The sequence below is a fragment of the Halobacteriovorax marinus SJ genome (assembly GCF_000210915.2).
In the GTDB taxonomy this organism is placed as follows: Bacteria; Bdellovibrionota; Bacteriovoracia; order Bacteriovoracales; family Bacteriovoracaceae; genus Halobacteriovorax; species Halobacteriovorax marinus.
Genome location: NC_016620.1, coordinates 1876811 through 1902431 on the forward strand (window position 1 = coordinate 1876811; position 25621 = coordinate 1902431).

Consider the following 25621-nt stretch of genomic DNA (forward strand, 5'->3'; position numbering starts at 1 on the left):
TCCTACTTTTCAAATAACTCAACAAAGTAGCTAAGTTCTTCTTTAAGCTGGTGACGATGAACAATTCTATCAACAAAACCATGCTCTAATAGGAATTCAGATCTTTGAAAACCTTGTGGAAGAGTTTGACGGATAGATTGCTCGATAACTCTTGGCCCTGCGAAACCGATTAGAGCTTTAGGCTCGGCAATATTTATATCTCCAAGCATTGCATATGAAGCGGCAACACCACCTGTAGTAGGATCAGTTAAAATAGAGATAAATGGAATACCTGCATTTTTAAGCTTCTGTCTTGCTGCTGATGTTTTGGCCATTTGCATGAGAGAGAGAATACCTTCTTGCATTCTTGCTCCACCAGATGAGCACAGAACAATTGCTGGAATTTTCTTTTCTAGAGCTATGTCCATAACGTGAGCAACTTTCTCACCTGTAACAACGCCCATAGATCCACCCATGTACTGAAAATTCATTACACAAAGAGCGACATCTTTCTTATTTATCTTACCAACACCACAAAGAGTTCCATCATAAAGACCAGTCTTTTCGTAGGCCTCACTTAGTCTTGTTTTATAAGATTTCTTATCTACAAACTCTAAAGGATCAGAAGAAGTCATATCCTCAAGATGATACTCAAAAGTCCCCTCATCAATGATAAGGTTAATTCTCTCATGAGCACTTAATCTAAAGTGATGATCACAATAAGGACAAACCTGATAAACTTCATCTAGCTTATCACTTTGAATAATTTCCGAACAATTTGTACACTTCTTCCAAAGTCCAGAAGGAGTATTTGTTGAAACTTTCTTTGCACTTTTCAATTTAGGGTTTTGAACCGTATCAAACCAACCCATATGGAATCTCCGTATTTATTACTATTTATGTATTGCCATGATGATATTGCAATTCTCTTTAGACAAGGTTTTTTTTAGACGCCTAGCGGAAATGCCATATATTTTTGGCTACTTAGTGAGAAAACTCAATAAAAAACTAAAACAGCTAAGGGGTTGAAAGTATGAGAATATTATATCTGAGTTTTTAACTAAACTATTTCTCATATTAGCCGATGAGGTATGAGAGGTAGAATAAAAAAAATGAGAAGAGAATTAAGAATAAATTTAAATTTTGTAAAACTATTGAGTTTTAGCTTAATGCTGCCTCTCTTTATACTCGTCTCAAATAATGCACTCGCAATGACTAAAGAGCAGTGTAGTCTAGAATACAAGAGCAATTTGAATCAACTTATAAATCAAGACGATGGAGCTGCAAGGGAATTAGCCGAAAAAGTTCTTGGCAGTAGTTTTCAAAAATTGGCCTATGCCAATCACCTCTTTGCAAATGGTAGTGAAGAGCAATTAAAAGAATTTGAAGATAAAATAGACAAGTATATTAGAAATAATAATCACTCACCTGCCATGGATGCATCAAAGGTAATGGAGCAGTTAACAGAGTTTAGCTCATCATTTAGAGATGCACGAGAAATGAAGGAATCATCTAGGGCCGCAGTAAGAAATGCGACAAAAGAAAAGTTAGAGGCCCTTATTGTCTTTTCAAGAAGCTTGGATGATAAGAAATTTCACATTGCAGACTATGAAAAAGAAGCTCTTAATAAGTTTAACTTCAGATCTCAAAGTAAGAAAGTTGATGGCTGGAATCTCTTTGTAGGAGATGTGGCCAGAAATTTCTACCAAAGAAGGTTTCATGATAGAGATGGAACTAGAGATGATGTTGATAGAAATTTCTCTGCCAAGAAAGTTTCGACTTATGATAGCGATGTTAGAAGTGCAATCAAGAAGCTAAAAGAAGAAATTATAGAAATGGCGAAGGATATGTCACAAGATTGCCATCAATTTCTAAGAGAGAATGCCTCTAACACTGGAATGTGTAGTCTATCCTCCCCCTTTGATCCTCCAACTCAAGGCCTAATTCTAAGTACTGAAAATATACTAAGTAGAATCAACTCTCCAGAAGCCACAAATATTAATAGACCTATTTCTGTTCACTATGCTGGGGCACAATTTAGTGTGGAAAGTTGTAAAGTAAGCCCAAGTGAAGGATTCCCGGGCAAGTATAAAATTGAAATGGCCATGGACTTTCAATATATTCCAGGTGCTGATAATCAAGACTGGAGTATGAACCTTTTTGACGGATCACAAGGTCACGATCACGTCATTAGAAATGATGGTGAAAACTTTGAAGATGGCTCTAATAAAACGCTTAAGAGATTTACAGATAGAGTCACATACGATGGTGTCAGTTTTCCAAATGACGACCCCCACTCTCAGCTTCAATTTCATTTCACCAATAGTGCTGGTGAACAAATTAAAATGCTCTCTATTGATGACAATTACTCCAATAGAGACTTAAATGGCAATGGATCTAAATACTTCATTGACTGTAATCCTAGACCTAAACCTGAACCTGAAGAGCCATTAGAACCTGTACATCCAACGGATCCTCTTATCATCTACGCTTTTTCAGCAAGTAGCGATAAGAATATTGTCACACTAAAATTACAAAAAGATGAGGAGCAAGCAAACTTTGAATCTGATGAGCTTAAAGCTTCCAAAGTAAACTGGACTCTACCTGAAGGCCTTACATGTATAGATAATCCTGAAGATCTACATAAGTTAATTTGTGCTCTAGATAAAGAGGTTACTGAAGAAATCGAAGTTAAATTTGAACTAGTAGATCATCAAATTGATACTAATAAAGCCTCACCTCCAGAAGCCTCATCAATTATACTTAAGCCAGAGGTACCTGCTGGGCCAACAATCAAAGTAGAAATAACTGAAGATATACCAAATGTCTCGGCCAAACTAAGAGCTGTCGTTACAGGAGCTCCAGAAGGATCTAAAGTAAAGTGGAAGTATAAAATTACGAACCTAGATAACTCTGTAGAAGAAAAAGAAGAAGAACAACCTATTGATTACGAACTTACTACAAATCTCTTTAACAAAGTCGAGTATACTGTTACCGTAGCTGATCAAAGTGACAACGGTGTGATGGAAAATAAAGTAGGAGTAAGAATTAGTAAAGATGGACAAAATAAACTTGAAGACAAAGAAGTAAAATTAAAGGCCAGTGTGGATGAAAAGTATAAAGACCTTCCTGGTAATTATAAATGGAAATGTGATGATAAAGAATGTGGTCAAGGTCCAAAGCTTGAACTAGAGCGTACAGAGGAAAAGCAAACTATTTCTGTTACTTTTGAAGTACCTGACAAAGTAAAAACAACAAATTCCTACACTGTAAGTCCTCTCAAAGAAGAAAGAGAAAAGAGTGATAACGACGAAGACGAATGTGAGGAAGAAGACGAAGACAGTGATCCGTTTAGCTCTCGTCGCTCTAAAGGCTGTACTCCAAAGGAAGAAGCTAAAACTTTTGCACCAAAGTATATGCCACCAATGCAGCAGCCACTAATACTGCCGCCTTCTACGCCATATATTACACCTGGCTTTAATTAGAAAACATAACTGGTATCATCGGAACCTAGAACAGATATTCTATCGCTTCCGATCATATCAATTTCTTTAAAGAGCTGATCCTGGAAGTTAGGCTTTAAATGTCCGAGAAAAATAGGAACGTCTGCAGGCATTTTCTTCATCTCTTCAACCATAGTACTTGGAGTATGGTGCTTTGAATCCAGTGCTACTTGCATCATATTATTTGGAAAACTCACCTCAGTGAATATCGCTTTTAAATTCTTCTTAGTTTTTGCCACTTCCCAGATTCTATCCGTAGGCCCTGTATCTTGAGTAAAAACAATGCATGAACCATTTTTTTCAATAATAAAACCATGCCCGGGACCATCGTGATTAACAGGAACAGGTGTAACTTTATAATCACCAATCTCAACTTCTTTCTCAGGCTCTAATTCATTGAAATGAAGAGTTGGATTCTTTGCACTTGGTAGCTTTGTAAAATCTGGCCAGATCTTATCATTCAGCAAGTGAGTCATTATTGTCTCTTTAACTTGTTTAACTGTATGGATTTCAAAAGGTCTTCCCTTTTGACCAAAGCAATTATCGGCCAAGAAAGCTAAGTCAGATATGTGATCTAAATGAGAGTGGGAAATAAGAATATTATCTATTAGAACTTGCTCGGGGATTTGAATACCACTGGCCACAGAGCCTGCATCTATTAATAATTTACCATCAATGAGGTAACTTGTTGCTCTAAAACCTGGTGACACTCCACCGTGTCCACCGATAATACGTACTAACATTTTTCTTCCTTAAAAAATTATCTAAATATATTTTAGCTTGCTTTCTTCTTAGAATCCAGTCTATTTGGAGAATACATTTTTGTAGTCTCAAACCACGCGGCAAAAGCATCAACCACCACTTCACTAAATTGTGTGCCTCTATGATCTAATATTTCTTTATAGGCAACCATTGGAGGTAAACCCTTGCGATATGGTCTAGTACTTATCATGGCATCAAATGTATCTGCCACCGAGATAATCATAGCTATAACTGGAATTTCATCACCCTTTAGTCCATACGGATAGCCAAGACCATCCGGCCTTTCATGGTGAAAGCGCATTCCATCAACTACAGCGCTGAGACTATCGACATTTTTTAGAATCTCATAACCAAGCCTAGGATGATCTCTCATTATTTTAAACTCTTCATCCGTTAAAGGAGCTCTCTTTTTTAAGATAGCGTCTTCGATACCTATTTTTCCGATATCGTGAAGAACAGCAGAGAGTTTTAAATCATTCATCTCTTCCCATGTTAGGTTAAGTTTTGCACCAATCTTCATTGCAAAATGGGCAACTCTCTTAGTATGGCCACCAGTATAAGTATCTTTCTTTGTAATTGTATCTGCTAGCGCCTCTACAACTTGAATAAATTGCGTATGCAACTCTTCATAGAGAAATGCATTTTGAATAACTGGTGTTAGCTGAGCCGCTACAGATTCACCAAATTGTATATCCTGCTCATTGAAATTCTTATTTAGTGAATTTGTAGCTTGAATGACACCAAGTAGTTCTCCATTTAGAACCAGTGGCAGCACAAGCATTGTTTTTGGTCGCAGTTTTTTAATAGGGGCCACTTCTCTAGCAAACCTAATATCACTAACCCCTCTATCAACTTTTAAAGTTGCTCCAAGATAAGCGCTACTTCCAACAAATGAGTTTTCATTGATCTCTAAGACGTGCTTGTGACCACTTTGATCAATCATTGAAAGGGAGTGACTCTCCTTTTCTTTGAGATAGATACATACATGCTCGCACTCAAGAAGTTTCTTAGTATGGCCTTTAGCCTTTTTGATAATATCTTTTAGTGAAAGGGAGCCAGATATAACTCTAGAAAACTTAAGCATTGATTCAAAACGATTCAATCGATGTGACTTCTCTAACTCATCGAGACCGTCATTAATTTCTCTTGCAATAAAGTTCTGTCTTTTCTCTTTCATAATTCATCCAATAAATTCATAAACACATAGAATTTATCGACTTATTAAGAAAAAACTTTACTCTAGGCTAGTCCCTGCTGAGCTTTTGATAAATATCCTTAGAGTTTTCATCAAGTATTTCGGCCAATAATTTTGAGAGATTCTTCTTATTTTGTTTCTTATCTAAGTAATCGAGTGCTAAGGCCTCTAGTTTCTTTGACTTGAGAGATTTTGCGCTCGCCTCATGGTGAATTAATAGAACAATTTCACCAACACTCTTAATTTCGATCGACTCAAAGTCCTTGGCCTTAAATCTATAAATAGTTTCAAATTTCTTCGTAAGCTCACGAGCTACTGCTATATCTGAATCAGGCAGTACTTGTTCTAGAACTTTTAGCGTCTTCATCAATCGGTGTGGGCTTTCAAAGAATATAAAAGTTCCACTTTGAGATAATAATGAAGTAAAAAACTCTCTTTTCTTTGAATCATCTCTTGGAGTAAAGCCATAAAAGGTAAAAGGCTGAGGTGGTAGTCCACTAAGCTCAAGGGCCGTTGTCACAGCACTTACACCTGGAGCAGTTTCTATTTCAATACCTGCATCAATACAGGCCCTAACCAGAGGAAATGCAGGGTCCGAAATTACTGGACTTCCAGCATCGGATACTAAGACATAACTATGCCCGCTCTTCATTTTAGTCACGTAGTAATCAACTTTATCTTTTGAGTGATCATGAAAAGAGTCGACATTTTTCTGACTTCCATCAACACCAAGTAGATCAAAGATCTTTCTAAGATTTCTCGTATCTTCGGCCAAGAACAGCCTCTCATTCTTTAATGTCTCAAGTGCCCTTGGAGTCATATCTGATAGATTTCCAATTGGTAGAGTTACCAGCTTTAAAGTGGACAAAGTCTATCTCCCTTTTCTGCGGTGCAGTGAAATTTATACCGGCTTATCCCAGTATCGGCGAAGTGCTAGAATAGATTAGTTCTTGTAAAGATTCAACGAGGAGTCATATATATGAGTTTAAAAGCACAAGTACGCACAGATTCTCTTGGCAATATTACTGTTCACATGGAAGGTGGTCTGGACTATGACAATAGCCTACCATTTAGAAGAGAGCTACAATCTCTAATCAAAGACAATCCCCTATCTACTGTAACACTTGATATGAATGGATTAGATTTCGTTGGCTCTTCAGGAATTGGTGTATTTGTTGAAACTTTGAAAATTCTTAATGATAAAAAGAGTCAAATTCAACTCTCTAACGTTAAGACAGAATTTTTAAAAGTATTTAAATTATTTGAGTACGATGCAATGGAGGCCATGATCATGGACTTCGAAAACGACGACACCGAAGATCTCAATACGAGATACGGCAATCGTCGCAAAACTTTTCAAAATTGAAAGTTTAATAAATTCATATAGAACATTGGGCCTGTGGGCCCTTTTTTATTTTCTAGCCTTTCAATAGATTTCATATCTAACCCAAAGTCAGCACTATATTCTTTCATACTGCTTACACGATTATAGAAACTCCATGAGTCACCATCAGAACCACCACCATTGCTATTTGGCGCGGCTTCATTATAAGGAGTATTTCCATCTTCAGGATAGTAATTATTATTTGCAGGTGCAGCTGGTGCATTATAGCGGCTCTTTCTCATCGAGTGAGAAATCACAACATAACTTCCAAAAATGATTCCGCCATAAAGACCTAAAGAAGCACCTTGTGCTACAGCCCTACCGCTAGTTCCAAAAGCCAGTGATGCTGCTCCAAGAAGTGCTCCACCAACAGTCCCATAAAGGGCCATTGAACCAAGGGCTTTCGCTCTAGCATCCATTGCATATGTATTCTTAGGTAGAAGACAAAGAGTTAACGCCATTGTAAGAATAAGTATTGAAGATTTAATTTTTAGTAATTTCATACATATAGAATAACGGTGCTTTTGAACTCTTGTCAATTTTACTTGTGAATAAAAGTAAATTTAGCACTCAGGTTCAAACACATTCCCAAAAAGTCCGTAGACGCTCTGAGTCTTTTTATTTGTTTGTGAGTAATCCACGAGCTATTCTTCACTTCTGCAACTTCAAGTAACTCACCTCTAACTCGAGCCAAGTCCACCTGCCCCATAGATCTTTCTCGAAGTACTTTAGCAGATATTAGAACCGCACGTGATGAGCGATGGAAACCCCTGCTAATTTCCCTTTCAAGCTGATCACCTTTTCTATAATTGTTGGCAGAATTCTTTAACACCTTTAAAGCTCTTTCTATGAATTGGAGTCACACCAAGTTTGGAGATAGCATCTTTATGAAATTTAGTTGGATATCCTGCATGCTTTTCAAGTCCATAGCCAGGATACTTCTTTCCCATCTCAATCATTAGATTATCTCTATATTCTTTTGCAATTATGGAGGCGAGACCAATGAGTGCCGACTTAGAGTCTCCTTTAATCACAAACTCTTCGCTTACATTTTCAAGACCAAGATCAATATACTTATTTCCATCAATAAGTAATTTTGTTCTCTCGCCAGAGAAACAATCTATGAATGCATCCCCCATAGCCTTTAAAGATGCACGTAGAATATTTAATTGATCGATGGACTCATTTGAAATCTCTCGCACACTAAAGCTTATTTTTAAATTCTTATTCAATGTAAGAGAATTTTTTGATGCTAATTCATATTTTTCAATTCCAAGTGACTTTAAGATTTTCTTTCGCTTGGTCGCACTTATTTTCTTTGAATCCGTAATCCCGTGTGACAGGAGGAAGTCTACATTTTCAACAGTCAAAGAATCTCTATCTACCAGAACACAACAACCTACGACTGGACCGGCCAAAGGCCCTCTTCCTACTTCATCGCAACCCGCTAAAAAATCAAAATCACCAATTTCTTCTAAATCAAACATCTACTCTTCTCTTTCTCTAATTACTTCACGCTAGGGCGCATCTCAATAATGTGATTTGGCCCAACACATCTGCCCGATCTCGGTCGCATACTGCTCCCTCGTCAGGGTTGTTCGGCGTTAAATAGCATGTGCTACAAAGCCTCCACCCGATCTCGTGCATCCTGCACTCGCCTGGGTTGTTCGGCGTTAAATAGCTTCACACTTCAAACGCTACACCCGATCTCGCGCTTCCTGCGCTCGCCTGGGTTGTTCGGCGTCATATGCCGTCATGGCATATGACGCCTCCAAAAAACAAAAGGCCACTCTATGAGTGGCCTCTGTTAAAACATTTTTTAAAGAATTACTTTCTATCGTAATCAATGGCAATTCTTGCAGACTTACCAGATCTTTCTCTAAGATAGTACAGTTTACTTCTTCTTGATTTACCACGTTGAACAACTTCAATCTTTTCAACGTTTGGTGAATGGAATGGGAAAACTCTCTCAACACCCATACCAGAAGAAATTTTTCTTACTCTGAAATGTCCGTTAAGGTCGTTTCTACTCTTGATTCCAATACAAACACCTTGGAAAACCTGAATACGTGACTTTTGACCTTCTGTAATTCTTGCATGTACAGCTAGCGTGTCACCTGTTCTAAACTCAGGAAAAGTTTCTACGTTCTTTGATAAGTGATCTTTTTCAACAATATCAACTAAATTCATGGGTCTACTCCCTAAAATCATTTGAACTTTCTAGAGGACTGACGATATGTCATTCTTGGACAAGTTCTATTTTTAAACTCATAGGCTCAATTTATTAGACTCTCTATGGCCCAATAAACGTAGATAGCATTCAGTTCGAAGTTGCAAAATTACCAGAAATAACCTTGCTCGTCAATTAGCATTTAATACCAATCATCAAATAGTTACAATTTATTTCTGCGTATATCTATCTAAATAGATCGCCACAGCACTTCTTACAGATAGGTGATTGTAACCACTTTCATCTGCTCCTAGAATAGGGTCCAACATGAAGTCAGACTTCTCTAGGACACTTTGGTGAAGGCCCCAACCTGTTCCAAATAAAAGCAAACATGGCCTATCATTTGATCCCATCAAATCTTTTAAATCATTCGTTGTACCATGAAAGCTCTCAAAATTTGCACCTGTTACGGCGAGTAGCGGCTTCTTTCCTTCTTTCTCTTCTATACTTGCTAGTGCATCCTCAACAGAGTCCACTAGAGTTGCTATTGAAAGTGCATTCTGTCTATCAGGATTATAGACTCCATTCTTATCATCTTCCCAGTGACCAAGAATTTTCTTAACGAGATCGTGCTGGGCCTTAAGAGGAGTTACAATGAAGTACTTCTTCACCCCAAATGTCTTACAGCTTCTGGCAATATCGTGAATATCTAAATTTGTTACCGATGTTGTTACTGTATCCCCTCTCTTATTCTTAATTGGATGATGAACTAGGGCCAAGTATAAATTCTGCACTATTTATTTTCCTTTTTTATTAAATTTGGTCTCCATAACTTTGTCATTTCAACCTTCTTATCATGTTTCCATTTCTCAATTTTCTTATGATCACCACTAGATAAAACTGCGGGGACTTCCATGCCATCAAAGACAGCTGGTCTGGTATACTGTGGGTGCTCCAATAGATCTTGCTCAAAACTATCTTCCAAAGCACTCTCACTATTTCCAAGTGCACCTTCGCTAAATCTCATCGCAGAGTCAATGATTGCCATGACAGCAATTTCACCACCTGAGAGAACGTAATCTCCAATGCAATAGACTTCATCAATATACTTCTCTATAAAACGCTCATCAATTCCTTCATAGCGTCCACATATAAAAACTAAGTCCTTTGCAGAATCACTTGCGAAGTAATTTTTTGCAAAGCTCTTACACGTTTCATTACTCCAAACTTTCCCCCTTGGGGCCGTAAAAACTATTGATAGCTCTTCCTTAAAGTTCTCTTCGCTGTAATTTCCCTTCTTGATTACGCCTTCAACAAGAGCATTCTTTAAAATATCTGCTCTCATAACCATTCCAGGTCCGCCTCCATAGGGTGCGGAGTCGACGCCTTTAAAACCTCTTTCACTATAGTCGGGGATATAGACTGTTTCTAAATCTATCTTATCCCCTCTAAGACCTTGAAAGACTTGTCCAACGACACCGACTTCTTTTAGAGGTGTAAAGAAGTTGGGAAACATTGTAATGATCCATATTTTCTTTGCCACTATTTTCGGCCCTCAATATAGTCAGGGATCTTCATTGTTATATAATTTTCTTCAATATTAATCGTCGGGAAGAACTCTTCAATAAAAGGTAATTCAAGAACTCTCTTACCTGACCCTTTTACGACGAGAACAACTTGGGCAGTATTATCATAGAAGTCACTCACCTTACCGTATGGCTCCATACTTTCTTCTTCAAGAACATCTAAGCCTACAAGGTCGGACAAGTAGAACTCATCCTCATCTAAACTAGGAAAATCATCTCTACTTACAGAAATATTGAAAGGAATCAAATCTTCAACTTTGTTTCTATCAGTGACTTCTTCTAGGTAAGTGATAACCTTATTCCCAAAGGCGATCGACTTTATAGTAAAGAATTCGCCCTCTGGACTTAGCGAGCTTCCTCTATCTCTTGGAGTAAGCAGAATTTTTGACTTCTTACCAAGTACACTATCTTCTACATTACTTAAATTAAAGGTAAAGCCACCTTTAATACCATGTGGTTTAACACAGAAACCTAACTCTACATATTGCTCTTTATCCATAAAGCTCTTTTTAGAATAGAAACTCCATAGGGTCAATCTCTATACCAATATAGATACAATCTATTCTTCTTCTCGTCTTTCTTAGTCCAAAATAGGCTTAACATTAACAAGGACAAAGGTATGTTAGAAATAAATGCAATAGATCACATAAATATGAATGTTTTAAATTTCGAAGAAAGTGAAAAATTTTATAAGAAATTATTTGGAATGAAGGTTCTAGAAAGTGGACAAAGTGCCAAGAGTGGAAATGATTTCAAAGTAATTGGGATTCCTAATAAGATTGCTCTCTGCTTATATGAGACAGATGAAGTTAACTTTGAGACTGCCCCAATTGCACACTTTGGAATCAATATTGATAATTACTCTGAAATAGAGAATATACTTAAAGAATTAAATGTAGATGCACTCTATGGTGGGGAGATTCTATGGAAGAGTTCTTCGTCTATATATATCAAGGATCCATCAGGACATGAGATTGAATTAACAAAGAATTTTGCAGGAGGTTTATAATGTATGGATTTTTAGGATACTTTTATAAGACTAATCAGAAATAGAGCTTTAGGCCTACAAGAGCTGGGCTCCATTCAAAAAAGGCAAAAAAAAAGCTCATCCGAAGATGAGCTTTTTTAAAATAATGGGTGCATCGTGCTAGCCTCACACCAAGTCCCCCTGGCACTACTTTCGCCGCTGACGAGCTTGACTTCTGAGTTCGGGATGGGATCAGGTATTTCCTCGTCGCTATCGACACACCCAAATCGAATTTTCAATTTAGATGAACTCTTATAATACTCACAGCTGCCAGAGTCAATACAACCATGAAAATTTAATCAATCAATCTTTGGCATTCACAAAACAAAACCAAATAGAAGTGAACCTAAAATAAAATAGATAAAAGCAAAACGACAAATTAGTATTGGTCAGCTCAATGCATTACTGCACTTACACCCCCAACCTATCAAGCTCGTGGTCTACAAGCTGTCTAATAGAAATCTTATCTTGAAATGGGCTTCCCACTTAGATGCTTTCAGCGGTTATCCTTTCCGAACTTAGCTACCCGGCGGTACATCTGGCGACATAACCGGTACACCATAGGTTCGTCCAACCCGGTCCTCTCGTACTAAGGTCAGATTTTCTCAAATTTCTTACGCCCACGGAGGATAGAGACCGAACTGTCTCACGACGTTCTGAACCCAGCTCGCGTACCGCTTTAATAGACGAACAGTCTAACCCTTGGGACCTGCTCCAGCCCCAGGATGCGATGAGCCGACATCGAGGTGCCAAACCTCCCCGTCGATGTGAACTCTTGGGGGAGATCAGCCTGTTATCCCCGGAGTACCTTTTATCCGTTGAGCGATGGCCCTTCCACTCGGAACCACCGGATCACTAACACCGTCTTTCGACCCTGCTCCACGTGTTTGTGTTGCAGTCAAGCTCGCTTATGCGTTTACACTCTACAGCCGGTTTCCATTCGGCTTGAGCGAACCTTTGTGCGCCTCCGTTACTCTTTAGGAGGCGACCGCCCCAGTCAAACTGCCCACCAGACATTGTCCCCCGACCCGATCAGGATCGTAGGTTAGGATTTCAATTAACAAAGGGTGGTATTTCAAGGATGTCTACTCCTACACCGGAATGCAGGGATCAAAAACTCCCACCTATCCTACGCAATGTTAATCAAAACCCAATGTCAAGCTACAGTAAAGGTTCACGGGGTCTTTTCGTCCTTCCGCGGGTTGCGCGTATCTTCACGCGCACTCCAATTTCGCTGGGCCTCTAGTTGAGACAGTGGGGAAGTCGTTACGCCATTCGTGCAGGTCGGAACTTACCCGACTAGGAATTTCGCTACCTTAGGACCGTTATAGTTACGGCCGCCGTTTACTGGGGCTTCAATTCGAAGCTTCGCCCGAAAGCTAACCTCTCCTCTTAACCTTCCAGCACCGGGCAGGCGTCAGTCCATATACATCCTCTTGCGAGTTTGCATAGACCTATGTTTTTGATAAACAGTCGCTACCCCCTCTTCACTGCGACCTCGTTCAGCTTCACCAGCAAGTGATGTCACCAAGCAAGGCGTGCCTTCTCCCGAAGTTACGGCACCAATTTGCAGAGTTCCTTAACTAGAGTTCTCCCAAGCGCCTGAGAATTCTCTTCTCATCTACCTGTGTCGGTTTACGGTACGGATTGATAATTATCTTCATGCGAAGCTTTTCTGGGAAGCATAGGATCACAAACTTCGGGCTAGGCCCTCGTCATCAAGTCTCAGAGTTAACAAGATCCCGGATTTGCCTAAGATCTCCTCCTACACTCTTAAACCAACATCCAACAGTTGGCTCTGCTACCTTTCTCCGTCACTCCTTCATGTCAAGCGACAATTACCAAGTACGGGAATATTAACCCGTTACCCATCGATTACGCCTTTCGGCCTCACCTTAGGATCCGACTAACCCTGGACGGAGTCACCTGGTCCAGGAACCCTTAGATTTTCGGCGGAAATGATTCTCACATTTCTTATCGCTACTCATGCCGCCATCAGCTCTTGTGATGCCTCCAACGCTCCTTGCCGGTACGCCTTCATCAGTAAACACAATGCTCTCCTACCAATTATAAATAATTCCGAAGTTTCGGTACGTATCTTTAGCCCCGTTACATTTTCGGCGCAGAATCACTAGTCCAGTGAGCTATTACGCTTTCTTTAAAGGATGGCTGCTTCTAAGCCAACCTCCTGGATGTCAAAGTAATTCCACAACCTTTCCCACTTAGACACGATTTAGGGACCTTAACTGTCGGTCTGGGCTCTTTCCCTTTCGACTATGGACCTTAGCATCCATAGTCTCACTGCTTGACTGTACTTAACGGTATTCTGAGTTTGATATGGTTTGGTAAGCTGGTAAGCCCCCTAGCCAATTCAGTGCTTTACCCCCGTCAGTAATCATCAAACGCTGCACCTAAATGCATTTCGGAGAGAACCAGCTATCACGGAATTTGATTGGCCTTTCACCCCTTACCACAAGTCATCCCAACAGTTTTCAACCTATATGGGTTCGGTCCTCCACGAAGTATTACCTCCGCTTCAACCTGCTCATGGCAAGCTCATCCCGTTTCGGGTCTACGACATGCAACTAATCGCCCTATTCAGACTCGGTTTCCCTACGGCTACACCTGCGACGGCTTAACCTTGCTACACACCGTAACTCGGCGGCTCATAATGCAAAAGGTACGTGATCAGGCTTTACAATAACCCTTTCACCGATTGTAAGCATATGGTTTCAAGTTCTATTTCACTCCCCTTATCGGGGTTCTTTTCATCTTTCCCTCACGGTACTGGTTCACTATCGGTCAGCAAGGAGTATTTAGCCTTGGAAGGTGGTCCTCCCAGATTCAGACAGAATTTCTCGTGTTCCGTCCTACTCAGGATACCTCTCGGTCAATCAAATTTTCGGATACGAGACTTTCACTCTCTTTGGTCGTGCTTCCCAACACGTTCTCCTAATCTTCATGAATCCTAAATGAGGTCCTACAACCCCGGGCAGTAAACTGGCCGGTTTGGGCTTTTCTGCGTTCGCTCGCCGCTACTAGCAGAATCTCTATTGATTTATGTTCCTACAGGTACTTAGATGTTTCAGTTCCCTGCGTTCGCTCTAATACAGCTACTTTACTCACTGTATAGTCACTAGCATTTCTGCTAGCGGGGTTACCCCATTCGGAAATCTAAGAGTCAAAGCGTACTTGATCACTCGTCTTAGCATATCGTTACCTAGTAAACGTCCTTCATCGCCTCTTGCTGCCAAGATATCCACCATATGCCCTTAGTAGCTTTTATCTATCTAAAGTTTTTACACAAGTTTTTGTTTCTTGGTTTGAATTTTATTTTTATTTTAGGTTCTCGTCTTCTATCTGATTCTGTTATGTGAATGTTAAAGATCAAATGCTGTTACTTTTTAAAATACTCTTATAAAGAGTATTTTGAAAAATAACAACTAATATGAAGTTATTATAAGATGAAAAAAGATCCCAAAGCATAAGCGCTTTGACCGGTATAGAGTATCAATGATACTCGTATTCCTTTAAAAGGAGGTGATCCAGCCGCAGGTTCCCCTACGGCTACCTTGTTACGACTTCACCCCAGTCATCGGTCCGACCGTAGGCGCTCCCCTCTGCAAGCAGTTAGGGCCACGACTTCAGGTAAGACCAACTCCCGTGGTGTGACGGGCGGTGTGTACAAGGCCCGGGAACGTATTCACCGGAGCGTGCTGATCTCCGATTACTAGCGATTCCAACTTCATGGAGTCGAGTTGCAGACTCCAATCCGGACTGAGATACACTTTTTGAGATTTGCTCACTGTTGCCAGGTCGCTTCCCTTTGTATGTACCATTGTATTACGTGTGTAGCCCTAGACATAAGGGCCATGAGGACTTGACGTCATCCCCACCTTCCTCCCGGTTAGCCCGGGCAGTCTCCCTAGAGTGCCCAACTTAATGCTGGCAACTAAGGATAGGGGTTGCGCTCGTTGCGAGACTTAACCCAACATCTCACGACACGAGCTGACGACAGCCATGCAGCGCCTGTCACTGAATTCTCCGAAGAGCACTCCAATGTTTCCATTAGATTCTCAGGATTTCAAGCCTAGGTAAGGTTCTGCGCGTTGCTTCGAATTAAACCACATAATCCACCGCTTGTGCGGGCCCCCGTCAATTCCTTTGAGTTTTAGTCTTGCGACCGTACTCCCCAGGCGGTGCACTTAATGCGTTAGCTACGACACTGAAGGGGTCAAACCTCCAATATCTAGTGCACATCGTTTACGGCGTGGACTACCAGGGTATCTAATCCTGTTTGCTACCCACGCTTTCGCGCCTCAGCGTCAATACTCGTCCAGGAAGGCGCCTTCGCCTCTGGTGTTCCTTCGCATCTCTACGGATTTTACCCCTACATGCGAAATTCCCCTTCCCCCTCCGAGATTCTAGATTATCAGTTTCAGACGCAGTTTCGAGGTTGAGCCCCGAGATTTCACATCTGACTTAACAATCCGCCTGCGCGCGCTTTACGCCCAATAAATCCGAACAACGCTTGCACCCTTCGTATTACCGCGGCTGCTGGCACGAAGTTAGCCGGTGCTTCCTTTGAAGGTACCTTCAAATGTAAGGCCTATTGGACCCTACACCATTATTCCCTTCTGACAGAGCTTTACAACCCGAAGGCCTTCCTCACTCACTCGGCATTGCTGCGTCAGGGTTTCCCCCATTGCGCAATATTCCCCACTGCTGCCTCCCGTAGGAGTCTGGACCGTGTCTCAGTTCCAGTGTGACTGATCATCCTCTCAGACCAGCTAAGCATCGTAGTCATGGTAGGCCATTACCCCACCATCAAACTAATGCTACGCAGGCTCATCATTTGGTAAATGCTTCCAAGGAGAGGCATTCTTTCTACTGCTACTTTCAAAATTGCAGTACGTATGCGGTATTAGCCAGAATTTCTCCTGGTTATCCCCCGCCAAATGGTAGATCACCTACGCGTTACTCACCCGTGCGCCACTCTACTCACACCCGAAGGTGCTTTCTCGTACGACTTGCATGTGTTAGGCATGCCGACAGCGTTCGTTCTGAGCCAGGATCAAACTCTCCAAGCAAATATGAACTGTTGTCTTCATTATAAAAATTGAATTAATATACAGTGCTCTAAATCTTCCAAATTAAATTTGGCTCTTGGCTTTTGGAATTCAACATAAACAACATCAACTTTTTACAGCATCCAAGATTTAGTTACGCCAAGTCTTTAAGTTTGCACTTATACTTATTTGGGATCTTCTCATCTTGATATTTGGCCGAAGCCTCATATCTTTAACTATTATTCGAATTTTAAAGAGCTTCCAAAAAAGCGAAAGAAACCTTGTAAAGCGACGTTCGCTTTGTTTGTCAGTTTGTTTCGTTTCGGGAACAGGACGGATACTACGCATCTGAAACAAAAAGGTCAACACTTTTTTAAACTTTATTTCATTTTTTTTTAATTTTTTTTTCGAGGAAATAAAAAGTATTTCAAGAACTTAGCTTTTTTAAGGAGGTTTAATAGTTACTATTAGCTAGGGATTAAAAAAGGCCCCGATTGGGGCCCTATGAGAACGAATTATTAAGACTTTAGAGGAAAACCAGCTTTTTGAAGCTCATTTACGATTTTTTGAGAAGACTGTGTAATAAATTCACCGTCTAGGGTTTTCTCCTCATCCATAAAGACAGAACGAAGAGTTATGGCCTTCTCTTTAGTATCCATAGTGAAGATATCTACTACTTTAGTAGACTGAAGCTCTTTAATTTTGATCTTCTTTAAAGAAGAAAGCACTTCACTTACAGGAGTATGCTCCCCTGTAACTACAGTGCAGTCAAAAGTAGAACTAGGAAACTTAGAAAGAGGTCTATACTTAACTTTGTCTTTTAAAGGACGTGATTCCACTTGTGAGAGGTCTACAACAGCAATACTAAGATGACCTTTAATCTTATACTGCTTAAGTATAAGAGGGTGGATACTTGTAATAACACCTTTCATCTTCCCCATAATACGAATATTATAAAATTCAAAAGGGTGAACTCCTACCCACTCTTCACTAATTAATTCATTTTTAAATTTAGGATGTCTCTCACTTAAATCAAAAGGAATATTAGATGCATTTAAAAGTCTTGATGTTCCATTAACAAGATCCATAAAAGGCGTAGACTCTTTAGAGTACATTGCAATGATAAGTTCACTTTTCTCTGCTGCAAAGTTTGCTTTGTCTAAGTGATATGTTCTTCCAATTTCAAAGAAAGAAAAATCATCGTAGTTCTTCACGTTAGTAGCAGCGATAGCAAGAGCATTAGGAACAATTGAATCACGCATAATAGAATGGTCTTTTGAAATAGAGTTTAAAAGATTTAAACCAGATTGCGTAGGCCATGAACATTTACTTAAAAGCTTCTCTCCTATGAGTGGATATGAATTCACTTCAAATGAATTCATATTATAAACTAAGAAGTCTCTAAGTTTTCTATGTAGTGCTTGAGCACTAGTGAGACGAACAGGTTCGATTGTAAGCTTAGGTGAAATAGGATCGATATTATCGTAACCAATTATTCTTCCGATCTCCTCAATTAAATCTGCTTCACAGTCTATGTCTTTAGTGGATCTATAACTAGGGATTGTAACAGAGAGATCATCACCGTTAGCAGTTACTTTAAAATCGAGAGCATTGAAGATTGAGAGTATTCTCTCGTTACTGACTTCAAGCCCAAGAACTTTATTAATCTTTTTAAATGAAGTTTGTAGCTCTAGTATTTCAATAGCGCTTAGATCATCACCATCGTATTCTAATTTACCAACAACCTTTGCCTCTGGACAAAGTTCTAAGATAAGATCAAGCGTTCTTAGCATTGTTCTTTCACAGAGTTTAGAATCGAGAGTTTTTTCGTAGCGCTGAGATGAATCAGTACGAAGACCTAATCGTGTAGAAGTAGACCTAACCATTGAAGCATGCCAGTTAGCAACTTCGATAAAGACTTTCGTCGTCGCATCCGTAACACCACTACTTAGTCCACCCATTAAACCACCAATAACCAGAGGTCCATCAGCATCACAAATAACAGTGTCACTTTCAATGAGGTTTCTCTTCTCTTCATCAAGAGTAGTAAACTCAGCAGTCGTTCCTAGTTTCTTAATGATGATTTGATTGTCTTTAATTTGATCGCGGTCAAAGATATGAAGAGGCATTCCCAACTCAAGCATTACATAGTTAGAAATATCAACAATATTATTAATAGGTCTTAGTCCAACACTAATAAGTCTCTTCTTCATCCAATTTGGAGACTCTTCAACTTTTACATTATCAACACTCAATCCAAAGTATGCCTTACAAGCACTTTCTCCTTCCAACTTAGGAGTGATAGGAGATGGTCCACTTGCAAACTTTGCTCTTAAGTCATTGGCCCAAGAATCGTTATAAGGATTTTTAAGTTCCTGTTCAAAGATGGCACCAAACTCTCTAGCTAGGCCATAGTGTCCCCAGAGATCTGGTCTATGAGTCAGAGATTTATTATCTACATCTAGAATAACGTCTTTAGTTTCATTGTAGTAGTCGATCATATTTTGACCGATAGGAGCATCACTTGGAAGTTCAATAATACCTGCAGAGTCCTGTGCAAAACCAAGTTCTTCTTCAGAACAGAGCATTCCTTCTGAAAGGACGCCTCTAATTTTCTTAGGCTCAAGAACAAGTCCGTTAGGTAGGCTCACTCCAAGAGGAGCATAAGCAGTTTTAAGACCAACCTTTACATTGGACGCTCCACAAACAACGCGCTTATTTTCTTTATCACCAAAATTAAAAGTTACTAAGTTTAACTTATCGGCCTCAGGGTGTTTTTCAATTTCTAAAATCTCAGCAACTCTAATCTTTTCTAAGTGCTCACCAACAACTAGGACTTCTTCAACTTCAGCAGTCCCAAGAGTAAACTTAACACCTAAGTCCTTTGGTGACATTTCTGGAATTGAGACAAAATCTTTAATCCAATCTGTACTAATTAACATATATCTATTTCCTTAAATTAAAATGTTTTGAATTGAGTGTTAAATCTAAGATCACCACTTTGTAGGTGGCGAATATCATCGATTCCATATTTCATCATCACTAGACGATCTAATCCTAGTCCAAAGGCAAAGCCATTATACTTTTCAGAATCAATTCCACCGGCTTTTAAAACATTAGGATGAACCATTCCACAAGGAAGAAGCTCTACCCAACCAACCTGCTTACAAACAGAGCAGCCATTTCCACTACAAATAAGACATTTTATATCTAACTCAAAGCCAGGCTCAACAAATGGGAAGAATCCAGGACGTAGACGAACCTCTACATCTTTTTTGAAAATTTCCTTTAGGATTGTTTTCATAAAGTAGATGAGGTGACTAACGGAAATATCTTCACCTACCATCATCCCTTCTAGTTGATTGAAAACCATCTCGTGAGAAGCATCCGTTCTCTCACATCTAAATACTGTACCAGGTGCGATAAATTTAAAAGGAGGCTTTCGTGAGCGCATCCCTCTAACTTGAATAGTAGAAGTATGAGTTCTTAGTAAGAACTTCTTCTCATCAGACTGTGCATTTGGATCGTGGAACCAGAATGTATCTTGCATATCTCTGGCCGGATGATCTGAAGGAATATTTAATGCCTCAAAGTTATGGAATTCATCTTCGATATGTGGTCCATCTAGAATATCAAAGCCCATCGAAAGAAATATATCTTCAATCTCTCTTTGAATTAATGTCCTTGGGTGAAAACCACCGCCTAGAGAACTTCCCTCTTTCACATCATCAGTAAGAGAGATGTCGATTCGGCTTGAAGCGAGCTTTTCATTGATCTCTTGCGCTTCGATGGCCGTGAGCTTCGCTGCGACCATATCAGTAATATTATTCTTTATATCATTGGCCTTAGGACCGATGGCCTTTCTCTGTTCAGGAGTTGCATCCTTGAGAGATTTTAATACCTCTGAAATCAGCCCTTTCTTTCCAATGAACTCAGATTTTAAATTTAAAATATCTGCTTGGTTAGTAAGGCCACCTACTTTCTGCTCAAATTGAGCAAAAATTTCTTCTAACTTTTCAATCATATTCTATTTTCCCTTAAATTCTAGCTAGGCCAGAACATTGATTTTAAACGTCGCATTTTGTCATAGGAAGTTGAAATGATCAAGACGATGCGGGTAAAAGGGAGATGGGGAAATTGTGCGGGGGTTAACTCCCCCGCGAGACTAACGGTTTTAAAAGGTCCAAAGACCTTAATGAAAATGGCCAAAAAGTAGGACTTGATATTGTTCAGAGAAAGAGAACAAAGAATAAGTCTAGGCTAAAATCCGTGGCCATCAAATTTGAATGTTAAAAATAACTAATTCAAAAGACTAATCTCTAAGAGACCTCCTTAAAAAGTCACAATAGATTGATCGACGGATCAAGAGCTACAAGATCATTCTAACACAGAACAGCATGAACAAGATGAAGAAAATATGAGAATTTAGTGACTAAGAAATTGACGGGCCCATGTAAAGAAATCGATCACTTCAGGGTGGGAATAGTCTGGGTATGTCCAAGGAGTTGTCTGAAATTGACCATTCTTCATAATAAGTGTCAAATCTGCAAACACTCCCTGTCCAAGATAGGGTCTATGAGAATAATTCTTACCCGTGGCCAAAACAAGATTCTCTAAAGTCAAAAGACCCATGTCTAAATTGATCTCTCTCTTGCCAGCATAGAGAAAACCCTTCTCAAATTGATCCGCCCAAACTTTAGCCTCAACTAAGTCATCTCTTTGAACAGGTTTATGAAATGCGATGAAGACACGACTAAGAAGTTCACTTTCTCCCATTTCCTTTGAGTAATACTCTCTCATAGGAAAGTAGGAGTGATGAAATGTGACATAAGGGCCAAACTTTAACTCTAGTGTTTTAAGAATTTCTTTTTCACTATGAATATCGTGGCGAAAAAGTACGCTGGCAATGATGAGCCCAGGAGTGGGCCCAGTTAAATTACTCATTAAAATTCTTTGAAATATTATCGTAGAACTTTTCAAGCTCCTCTAGATTAACAGTTGCAGTCCCCTTCTTGGCCACAACGACACCCGAACCACAATTACCTAACCAACATGCGTCTCTTAGAGATGATCCGGCCAAGAGAGAAGAGCTCAGTAGAGAGATCGCCGTATCTCCGGCACCAGAAACGTCAAAGACCTCATTGGCCACTGTAGGAATAATATCAACTTTAGACTCTCCTCTTGAGAAGATTGCCATCCCCTCTCCACCGAGAGTAATCACGACTTGCTCGATATCTAGAGTTTCCGATAAGATCTTCGCCATCTCTAAAACATCAGTCGTATTATGACCAAGCATAGAAACCATTAACTCAGCTTCAATGCGATTAGGCTTTAAAAGATCTACACCTTTATAGAATTCTGGAGGTGTTGTCCTTGAAGGATCGACAAAGACTTTCTTATTATGTTTTCTAGCAAGAGAGACGACTTCCGAGATTGTCTCCCTGGACAAAGTCCCTTTGCCATAGTCTTCTATAATAATTCCACTATGAGTTGGAATAAATTCTTTAATTCTCTCAATCAATCTCTCTTGGGTTGCAGCCGAGAGACCTGATTTATCTTCATAGTCAACGCGACAAATCTGCTGACTAGAAGTTGTGACACGCTCTTTGAAGATTGTTGGTCTCTCACTACAGCGAACGACTCCCCAAATAGAGAGATCACTTTCCTCAAGTAAGCTCTCTAATTTTGAGGCCTGCATATCCTCTCCAACAACACCGCAGATAGTAGAGCTGACGCCAAGAGTGGAGAGATTATTAGAAATATTTGTAGCAAGCCCTAGAGTCGTCCACTCCTTGGTCACTTCTAAAACAGGGACAGGGGCCTCTGGTGAAATTCTCTTCACTTCACCAAAAGTATATTTATCTAGACCGATATCTCCAATAACTAGGATTGGCCCAACGTCTGAAAATTTATTTATAATATTCTTAAAATTATCTTTGCTAATTATAGAGCTCACTTATTCTCCAAATTTAATAAATTAATTAATTCATTCATTATATCTTGAACTTCAATTTTAGACATACACTCATAATATGGACAAGTATTTCCGGCACACTTGAATCTCTCACCACAAACAACATCTGGTACAACTAAGCGAAGAGACTCTTCGTCTCTATTAAATGGTGACCAGCGAAGCGTGCTTTGAACTTTTATGGGCGAGTAAATTGCGACCGTTTTTACACCAAGAGTATTTGCAATATGTGTAGTTCCTGTACTTGGACCAATGAAGGCCTTGGCGCTTGAGAGAATATTCATATAGTCTCGAAGACCTTTAAGTGCTCCGTCGAAGTAAAAGACGCGGCTTTTAAGATGATCACACTTATCAATATGATCTCTTAGTCCTACAAGGTATTGTTGATCACTAGGAGTGTGGGAAATAATCCAGTTAAATTGCTCCGGAAATCTTCTCTCCATTTTATCAATGAGTCGTCCATAGTTTCTAGATGACCAATTGAGGGTGTGACCAGTCATACCGGGATGAATGAAGATACTTGGAAGTTGTGGATTAAGTCCCTCAGCTTCAATAAGCTCACTGAACTCTTTAAGAGAGCTCTCTCTTTGCTCATCGTCTATAGAAATCTTTGGAGAGAATTCTAGAACCTCATCATTTTCATAGCTAATCCCAAGCCCCTTTAGGAGGTTGAGATTGTATTCACTCTCATGCATCGTTACCAGCGAGCGCTTCTGCCTTACTCCGGAGTTTAAAAAAAGAAAGCTCGGCCACTTGGAAACAAGTCCGCCTCTTTTATCAATTCCCTTAAGCCACATATAGAAGGAGACTAATTGATCACCTCCAACAAAGAGGTAAATGTCTGGAGTGAATTCATTTAAAATATTCTTTAAGCACTTGAGCTTCTTTAGAGGCCCGTCCTTTTTCTGATAGGTGAAGACACCATCGACATAAGGGTGATTATCAAATAGTGGCCTTGAAATGGGTGAAATTAGAAACCTAATATCGGCCGTAGGAAACTTCTCTCTAAGTAGTGCCGCCATTGGCACTGTTAAAATTGTATCACCGAGTGCATCTGTTCTATTGATTAAGATTTTCACAGAGTGATGCCAATCCCCTTGGCCCTGTCTTCGACTGAACTTTTTAATGAATTGAGAACATCTAATAATTCCATATCACTAGTGTCTACTAAGTCTGCGTCTTCGGCCATTTTGAGTGGAGCAACTTCGCGGTTCATATCACTCTCATCACGCTTTTTAACATCCATCATGATTTGCTCAAGTGAGAGATCAGAGTCACCGGCTTCGTTTAATTGATTTAATCTTCTCTTAGAGCGAACTTCAACTGAAGCAGTTACAAAGAATTTACAAAAAGCATTTGGAAAAACAACTGTTCCAATATCTCTTCCCTCCATAACACAGACCACTCTACTGGCGAGCTCCCTCTGATAATTGAGCAAGAACTCTCTTACTTGAGGAATTTGAGATATGATTGAGGCGAGTTTTGAAACATTGTGCTCGCGAATTTTCTTAGTGAGATTCTCACCGTCAATTCCAATGAGAAAGTCCTGAGACTTTCCATACTCAAGATTAATCTCAGAGAGAAAGTCATCCATTTCACTTCCTGCTCTAAGAGGTATATTTCTTTGATCACAACTATATGCTAGAGCACGGAACATGGCCCCAGTATCGATATATAAAACATTTAATGATTCAGCTAACTTTTTAGCAATAGTTGACTTCCCGCTACCAGAAGGTCCATCTATAGCAATGACTTTTGATAAAGACATTTTTTCTCACTTCCTTGAAATTAAGACATAACGGGAAGTAAATTTACCACTTTAGACAGAGCAAAACTAGACGCTATGTGAGATTTTAGAGGGATTTCTGAGATTGACCCGCTGAATTAAGAGCAATACGGTAGTCTAAGCTTGGCATTTCGAGAAATTCCAGAAAGTTATCAATCTCTGCGATTTGACTATATGTGTAACCAGAAATTGGATTTCTAACTACTAAAGTGCTGCGTAGAGCGAGGTAGCTTCGAGAAATATTGTGAGTAAAATTCTTAGAGATTAATTTATAATGTCTTCTAACTTTATCTAAATAAAGGTTTCTAACTCCGACGGGCTGATTATTTCTAAGTCTTCTATAAACACCACCTGGCCCCATATTATAAGCGACAGTGGCAAGGCGATAATTACCTTTGAACATTTTTAATAATCTCTTTAAATAAAAGACACCCATTTCAATATTGAGGTCGGGGTCTTGAATGCTCTTATAGATGACTTTCTCTTTAATAGGCATATTGAGAAGCTTGCTGAGAAAAACTCCTGTGGCCGGCATGATTTGCATTAAACCTGTCGCAGAAACAGAGCTCTTGGCCTTTAAATTAAAGTGGCTTTCAGTCCACATTATACTTAGGGCCCAAAATGGATCGACTTGATACTTCTCGCAAAGCTCAAGCGTTCTCGTCAAGTAGCGAGCGAGACGCTTTCTTAGGCGCGGGCTCTTCACTGAATCGAGAATAAGTCTTCTGCTCTCTTTCTTTGAAAGATATTGCAGATCAACAACTGAGGCCTTACCAAAGGTTCTCTTAACTTTTGGGAATTGATAATATGTTTTCTCATCTAAGAAATAAGTAGATTCACCTTTACTCTCATTTGAAAGAACAGGATGCAAGCGACTGTCGAGCGTTGCTTCCTTAGAGAAAATAAGTCCTAAAATAATGAAGATCGCCAAAGTATTTGCATAACGAACAAATGAGCGAGCTCGACTTGAAGTGACAAGTCTTCTGAATAGGAGAAACGTTTCCTCCATAAATGAATATTCTTTTAGGCCGTTTTTAAACATACGAGGGGCTTTTACCCTCTTAAAATTTGATCTGTCTAGCCCAGTACATAGAATTTACTCAGTATTGATGGGGCTAAACGCGCCAAGCTAACCAATTTTCGAGATTTTAGGTGGTTTTGCGTGCAATTATCCTTTAAAATATTGGCA

The 25621-nt window shown here is 39.7% G+C and carries 21 protein-coding genes and 3 rRNA genes; 3 read left to right on the forward strand and 21 right to left on the reverse strand.

What is annotated here, in order from left to right; translation table 11 throughout:
- Window positions 1–2: 2 nt before the first annotated feature.
- Window positions 3–851 (reverse strand): acetyl-CoA carboxylase, carboxyltransferase subunit beta, encoded by an 849-nt coding sequence (gene accD / locus BMS_RS08915; protein ID WP_014244485.1) that lies wholly within the window; start codon window positions 849–851, stop codon window positions 3–5.
- A gap of 240 nt (window positions 852–1091) precedes the next feature.
- Between accD and BMS_RS08920 the strand changes: the two genes are divergently transcribed.
- Entirely contained in the window at window positions 1092–3464 is a 2373-nt protein-coding gene (locus BMS_RS08920) for a hypothetical protein (RefSeq protein WP_157868265.1), read from the forward strand.
- Here the strand turns inward: BMS_RS08920 and BMS_RS08925 are convergent.
- From BMS_RS08925 to rsmI, 3 genes are all read right to left on the reverse strand, one after another.
- Window positions 3461–4225 carry an MBL fold metallo-hydrolase gene (locus tag BMS_RS08925; RefSeq protein WP_014244487.1) on the reverse strand — a complete coding sequence of 255 codons (765 nt, stop codon included), beginning with the start codon at window positions 4223–4225 and terminating at the stop codon, window positions 3461–3463. The two genes, BMS_RS08920 and BMS_RS08925, sit on opposite strands and share 4 nt — an antisense overlap.
- 32 nt (window positions 4226–4257) lie before the next feature.
- A complete protein-coding gene (locus BMS_RS08930; protein ID WP_014244488.1) occupies window positions 4258–5421 on the reverse strand; it encodes an HD domain-containing phosphohydrolase in 1164 nt (387 codons plus the stop codon).
- Between the two features lie 67 nt (window positions 5422–5488).
- Window positions 5489–6307, reverse strand: a complete 819-nt coding sequence (rsmI, locus tag BMS_RS08935) for a 16S rRNA (cytidine(1402)-2'-O)-methyltransferase (RefSeq protein WP_014244489.1) — start codon at window positions 6305–6307, stop codon at window positions 5489–5491.
- Window positions 6308–6418: 111 nt separating this feature from the next.
- On the opposite strand from rsmI, the gene BMS_RS08940 reads away from it, so the two are divergent.
- The gene (locus BMS_RS08940; RefSeq protein ID WP_014244490.1) at window positions 6419–6805 is read left to right on the forward strand and encodes an STAS domain-containing protein; all 387 of its coding nucleotides are present in this window, start codon (window positions 6419–6421) and stop codon (window positions 6803–6805) included.
- Here the strand turns inward: BMS_RS08940 and BMS_RS08945 are convergent.
- The 7 genes from BMS_RS08945 to rimM form a co-directional block, all read right to left on the reverse strand.
- Window positions 6796–7326, reverse strand: a complete 531-nt coding sequence (locus BMS_RS08945; RefSeq protein ID WP_044557453.1) for a hypothetical protein — start codon at window positions 7324–7326, stop codon at window positions 6796–6798. The two genes, BMS_RS08940 and BMS_RS08945, sit on opposite strands and share 10 nt — an antisense overlap.
- Window positions 7327–7364: 38 nt before the next feature.
- Window positions 7365–7655 (reverse strand): hypothetical protein, encoded by a 291-nt coding sequence (locus tag BMS_RS08950; protein WP_014244492.1) that lies wholly within the window; start codon window positions 7653–7655, stop codon window positions 7365–7367.
- A complete protein-coding gene (locus BMS_RS08955; RefSeq protein WP_014244493.1) occupies window positions 7627–8310 on the reverse strand; it encodes a ribonuclease HII in 684 nt (227 codons plus the stop codon). The genes BMS_RS08950 and BMS_RS08955 overlap by 29 nt, the downstream gene beginning before the upstream one ends.
- A gap of 340 nt (window positions 8311–8650) precedes the next feature.
- Window positions 8651–9013 carry a 50S ribosomal protein L19 gene (rplS, locus tag BMS_RS08960; RefSeq protein WP_014244494.1) on the reverse strand — a complete coding sequence of 121 codons (363 nt, stop codon included), beginning with the start codon at window positions 9011–9013 and terminating at the stop codon, window positions 8651–8653.
- Window positions 9014–9223: 210 nt separating this feature from the next.
- On the reverse strand, window positions 9224–9787 hold the full coding sequence (locus tag BMS_RS08965) for an RNA methyltransferase (protein WP_014244495.1): 564 nt from the start codon (window positions 9785–9787) through the stop codon (window positions 9224–9226).
- Entirely contained in the window at window positions 9787–10536 is a 750-nt protein-coding gene (trmD, locus tag BMS_RS08970) for a tRNA (guanosine(37)-N1)-methyltransferase TrmD (RefSeq protein WP_014244496.1), read from the reverse strand. Before trmD ends, BMS_RS08965 begins: the two co-directional genes overlap by 1 nt.
- A complete protein-coding gene (rimM, locus tag BMS_RS08975) occupies window positions 10536–11078 on the reverse strand; it encodes a ribosome maturation factor RimM (RefSeq protein WP_014244497.1) in 543 nt (180 codons plus the stop codon). Before rimM ends, trmD begins: the two co-directional genes overlap by 1 nt.
- A 120-nt stretch (window positions 11079–11198) precedes the next feature.
- On the opposite strand from rimM, the gene BMS_RS08980 reads away from it, so the two are divergent.
- Entirely contained in the window at window positions 11199–11588 is a 390-nt protein-coding gene (locus BMS_RS08980) for a VOC family protein (protein WP_014244498.1), read from the forward strand.
- Window positions 11589–11713: 125 nt separating this feature from the next.
- On the opposite strand, the gene rrf is transcribed toward BMS_RS08980, so the two are convergent.
- From rrf to BMS_RS16930, 10 genes are all read right to left on the reverse strand, one after another.
- Window positions 11714–11830, reverse strand: a 5S ribosomal RNA gene (gene rrf, locus BMS_RS08985).
- 134 nt (window positions 11831–11964) lie between these two features.
- Window positions 11965–14892, reverse strand: a 23S ribosomal RNA gene (locus tag BMS_RS08990).
- Window positions 14893–15139: 247 nt separating this feature from the next.
- Window positions 15140–16696: ribosomal RNA gene (locus BMS_RS08995) — 16S ribosomal RNA — on the reverse strand.
- The 16S, 23S and 5S rRNA genes sit together here, the layout of an rRNA operon.
- Before the next feature lie 497 nt (window positions 16697–17193).
- Complete coding sequence (gene pheT / locus BMS_RS09000) at window positions 17194–19617, reverse strand: phenylalanine--tRNA ligase subunit beta (protein WP_014244499.1); 2424 nt, start codon at window positions 19615–19617, stop codon at window positions 17194–17196.
- A 17-nt stretch (window positions 19618–19634) separates the two neighbouring features.
- Window positions 19635–20699: a phenylalanine--tRNA ligase subunit alpha gene (gene pheS / locus BMS_RS09005; protein WP_014244500.1), complete on the reverse strand. Its 1065-nt coding sequence runs from the start codon at window positions 20697–20699 to the stop codon at window positions 19635–19637.
- A gap of 401 nt (window positions 20700–21100) precedes the next feature.
- Window positions 21101–21619, reverse strand: coding sequence for a DUF4416 family protein (locus BMS_RS09010; RefSeq protein ID WP_014244501.1), 519 nt, complete (start codon window positions 21617–21619; stop codon window positions 21101–21103).
- On the reverse strand, window positions 21612–22631 hold the full coding sequence (locus BMS_RS09015) for a bifunctional heptose 7-phosphate kinase/heptose 1-phosphate adenyltransferase (protein ID WP_014244502.1): 1020 nt from the start codon (window positions 22629–22631) through the stop codon (window positions 21612–21614). Before BMS_RS09015 ends, BMS_RS09010 begins: the two co-directional genes overlap by 8 nt.
- On the reverse strand, window positions 22628–23725 hold the full coding sequence (locus tag BMS_RS09020) for a glycosyltransferase family 9 protein (protein WP_014244503.1): 1098 nt from the start codon (window positions 23723–23725) through the stop codon (window positions 22628–22630). The genes BMS_RS09015 and BMS_RS09020 overlap by 4 nt, the downstream gene beginning before the upstream one ends.
- Window positions 23722–24414 carry a (d)CMP kinase gene (cmk, locus tag BMS_RS09025; protein WP_014244504.1) on the reverse strand — a complete coding sequence of 231 codons (693 nt, stop codon included), beginning with the start codon at window positions 24412–24414 and terminating at the stop codon, window positions 23722–23724. The genes BMS_RS09020 and cmk overlap by 4 nt, the downstream gene beginning before the upstream one ends.
- A gap of 85 nt (window positions 24415–24499) precedes the next feature.
- Window positions 24500–25474, reverse strand: coding sequence for a lytic transglycosylase domain-containing protein (locus BMS_RS16930; protein ID WP_083885971.1), 975 nt, complete (start codon window positions 25472–25474; stop codon window positions 24500–24502).
- Window positions 25475–25621: the final 147 nt, after the last annotated feature.

What these genes read in the sequence shown, in the direction of transcription:
- BMS_RS08955 (WP_014244493.1), bottom strand. Translation starts at nt 8,310, where the DNA reads ATGTTTGATTTAGAAGAAATTGGTGATTTTGATTTTTTAGCGGGTTGC.
- BMS_RS16930 (WP_083885971.1), bottom strand. Translation starts at nt 25,474, where the DNA reads ATGTTTAAAAACGGCCTAAAAGAATATTCATTTATGGAGGAAACGTTT.
- BMS_RS08925 (WP_014244487.1), bottom strand. Translation starts at nt 4,225, where the DNA reads ATGTTAGTACGTATTATCGGTGGACACGGTGGAGTGTCACCAGGTTTT.
- pheT (WP_014244499.1), bottom strand. Translation starts at nt 19,617, where the DNA reads ATGTTAATTAGTACAGATTGGATTAAAGATTTTGTCTCAATTCCAGAA.
- cmk (WP_014244504.1), bottom strand. Translation starts at nt 24,414, where the DNA reads ATGTCTTTATCAAAAGTCATTGCTATAGATGGACCTTCTGGTAGCGGG.
- BMS_RS08980 (WP_014244498.1), top strand. Translation starts at nt 11,199, where the DNA reads ATGTTAGAAATAAATGCAATAGATCACATAAATATGAATGTTTTAAAT.
- BMS_RS08920 (WP_157868265.1), top strand. Translation starts at nt 1,092, where the DNA reads ATGAGAAGAGAATTAAGAATAAATTTAAATTTTGTAAAACTATTGAGT.
- BMS_RS08940 (WP_014244490.1), top strand. Translation starts at nt 6,419, where the DNA reads ATGAGTTTAAAAGCACAAGTACGCACAGATTCTCTTGGCAATATTACT.
- rimM (WP_014244497.1), bottom strand. Translation starts at nt 11,078, where the DNA reads ATGGATAAAGAGCAATATGTAGAGTTAGGTTTCTGTGTTAAACCACAT.
- BMS_RS09010 (WP_014244501.1), bottom strand. Translation starts at nt 21,619, where the DNA reads ATGAGTAATTTAACTGGGCCCACTCCTGGGCTCATCATTGCCAGCGTA.
- BMS_RS08930 (WP_014244488.1), bottom strand. Translation starts at nt 5,421, where the DNA reads ATGAAAGAGAAAAGACAGAACTTTATTGCAAGAGAAATTAATGACGGT.
- BMS_RS08945 (WP_044557453.1), bottom strand. Translation starts at nt 7,326, where the DNA reads ATGAAATTACTAAAAATTAAATCTTCAATACTTATTCTTACAATGGCG.
- pheS (WP_014244500.1), bottom strand. Translation starts at nt 20,699, where the DNA reads ATGATTGAAAAGTTAGAAGAAATTTTTGCTCAATTTGAGCAGAAAGTA.
- rplS (WP_014244494.1), bottom strand. Translation starts at nt 9,013, where the DNA reads ATGAATTTAGTTGATATTGTTGAAAAAGATCACTTATCAAAGAACGTA.
- accD (WP_014244485.1), bottom strand. Translation starts at nt 851, where the DNA reads ATGGGTTGGTTTGATACGGTTCAAAACCCTAAATTGAAAAGTGCAAAG.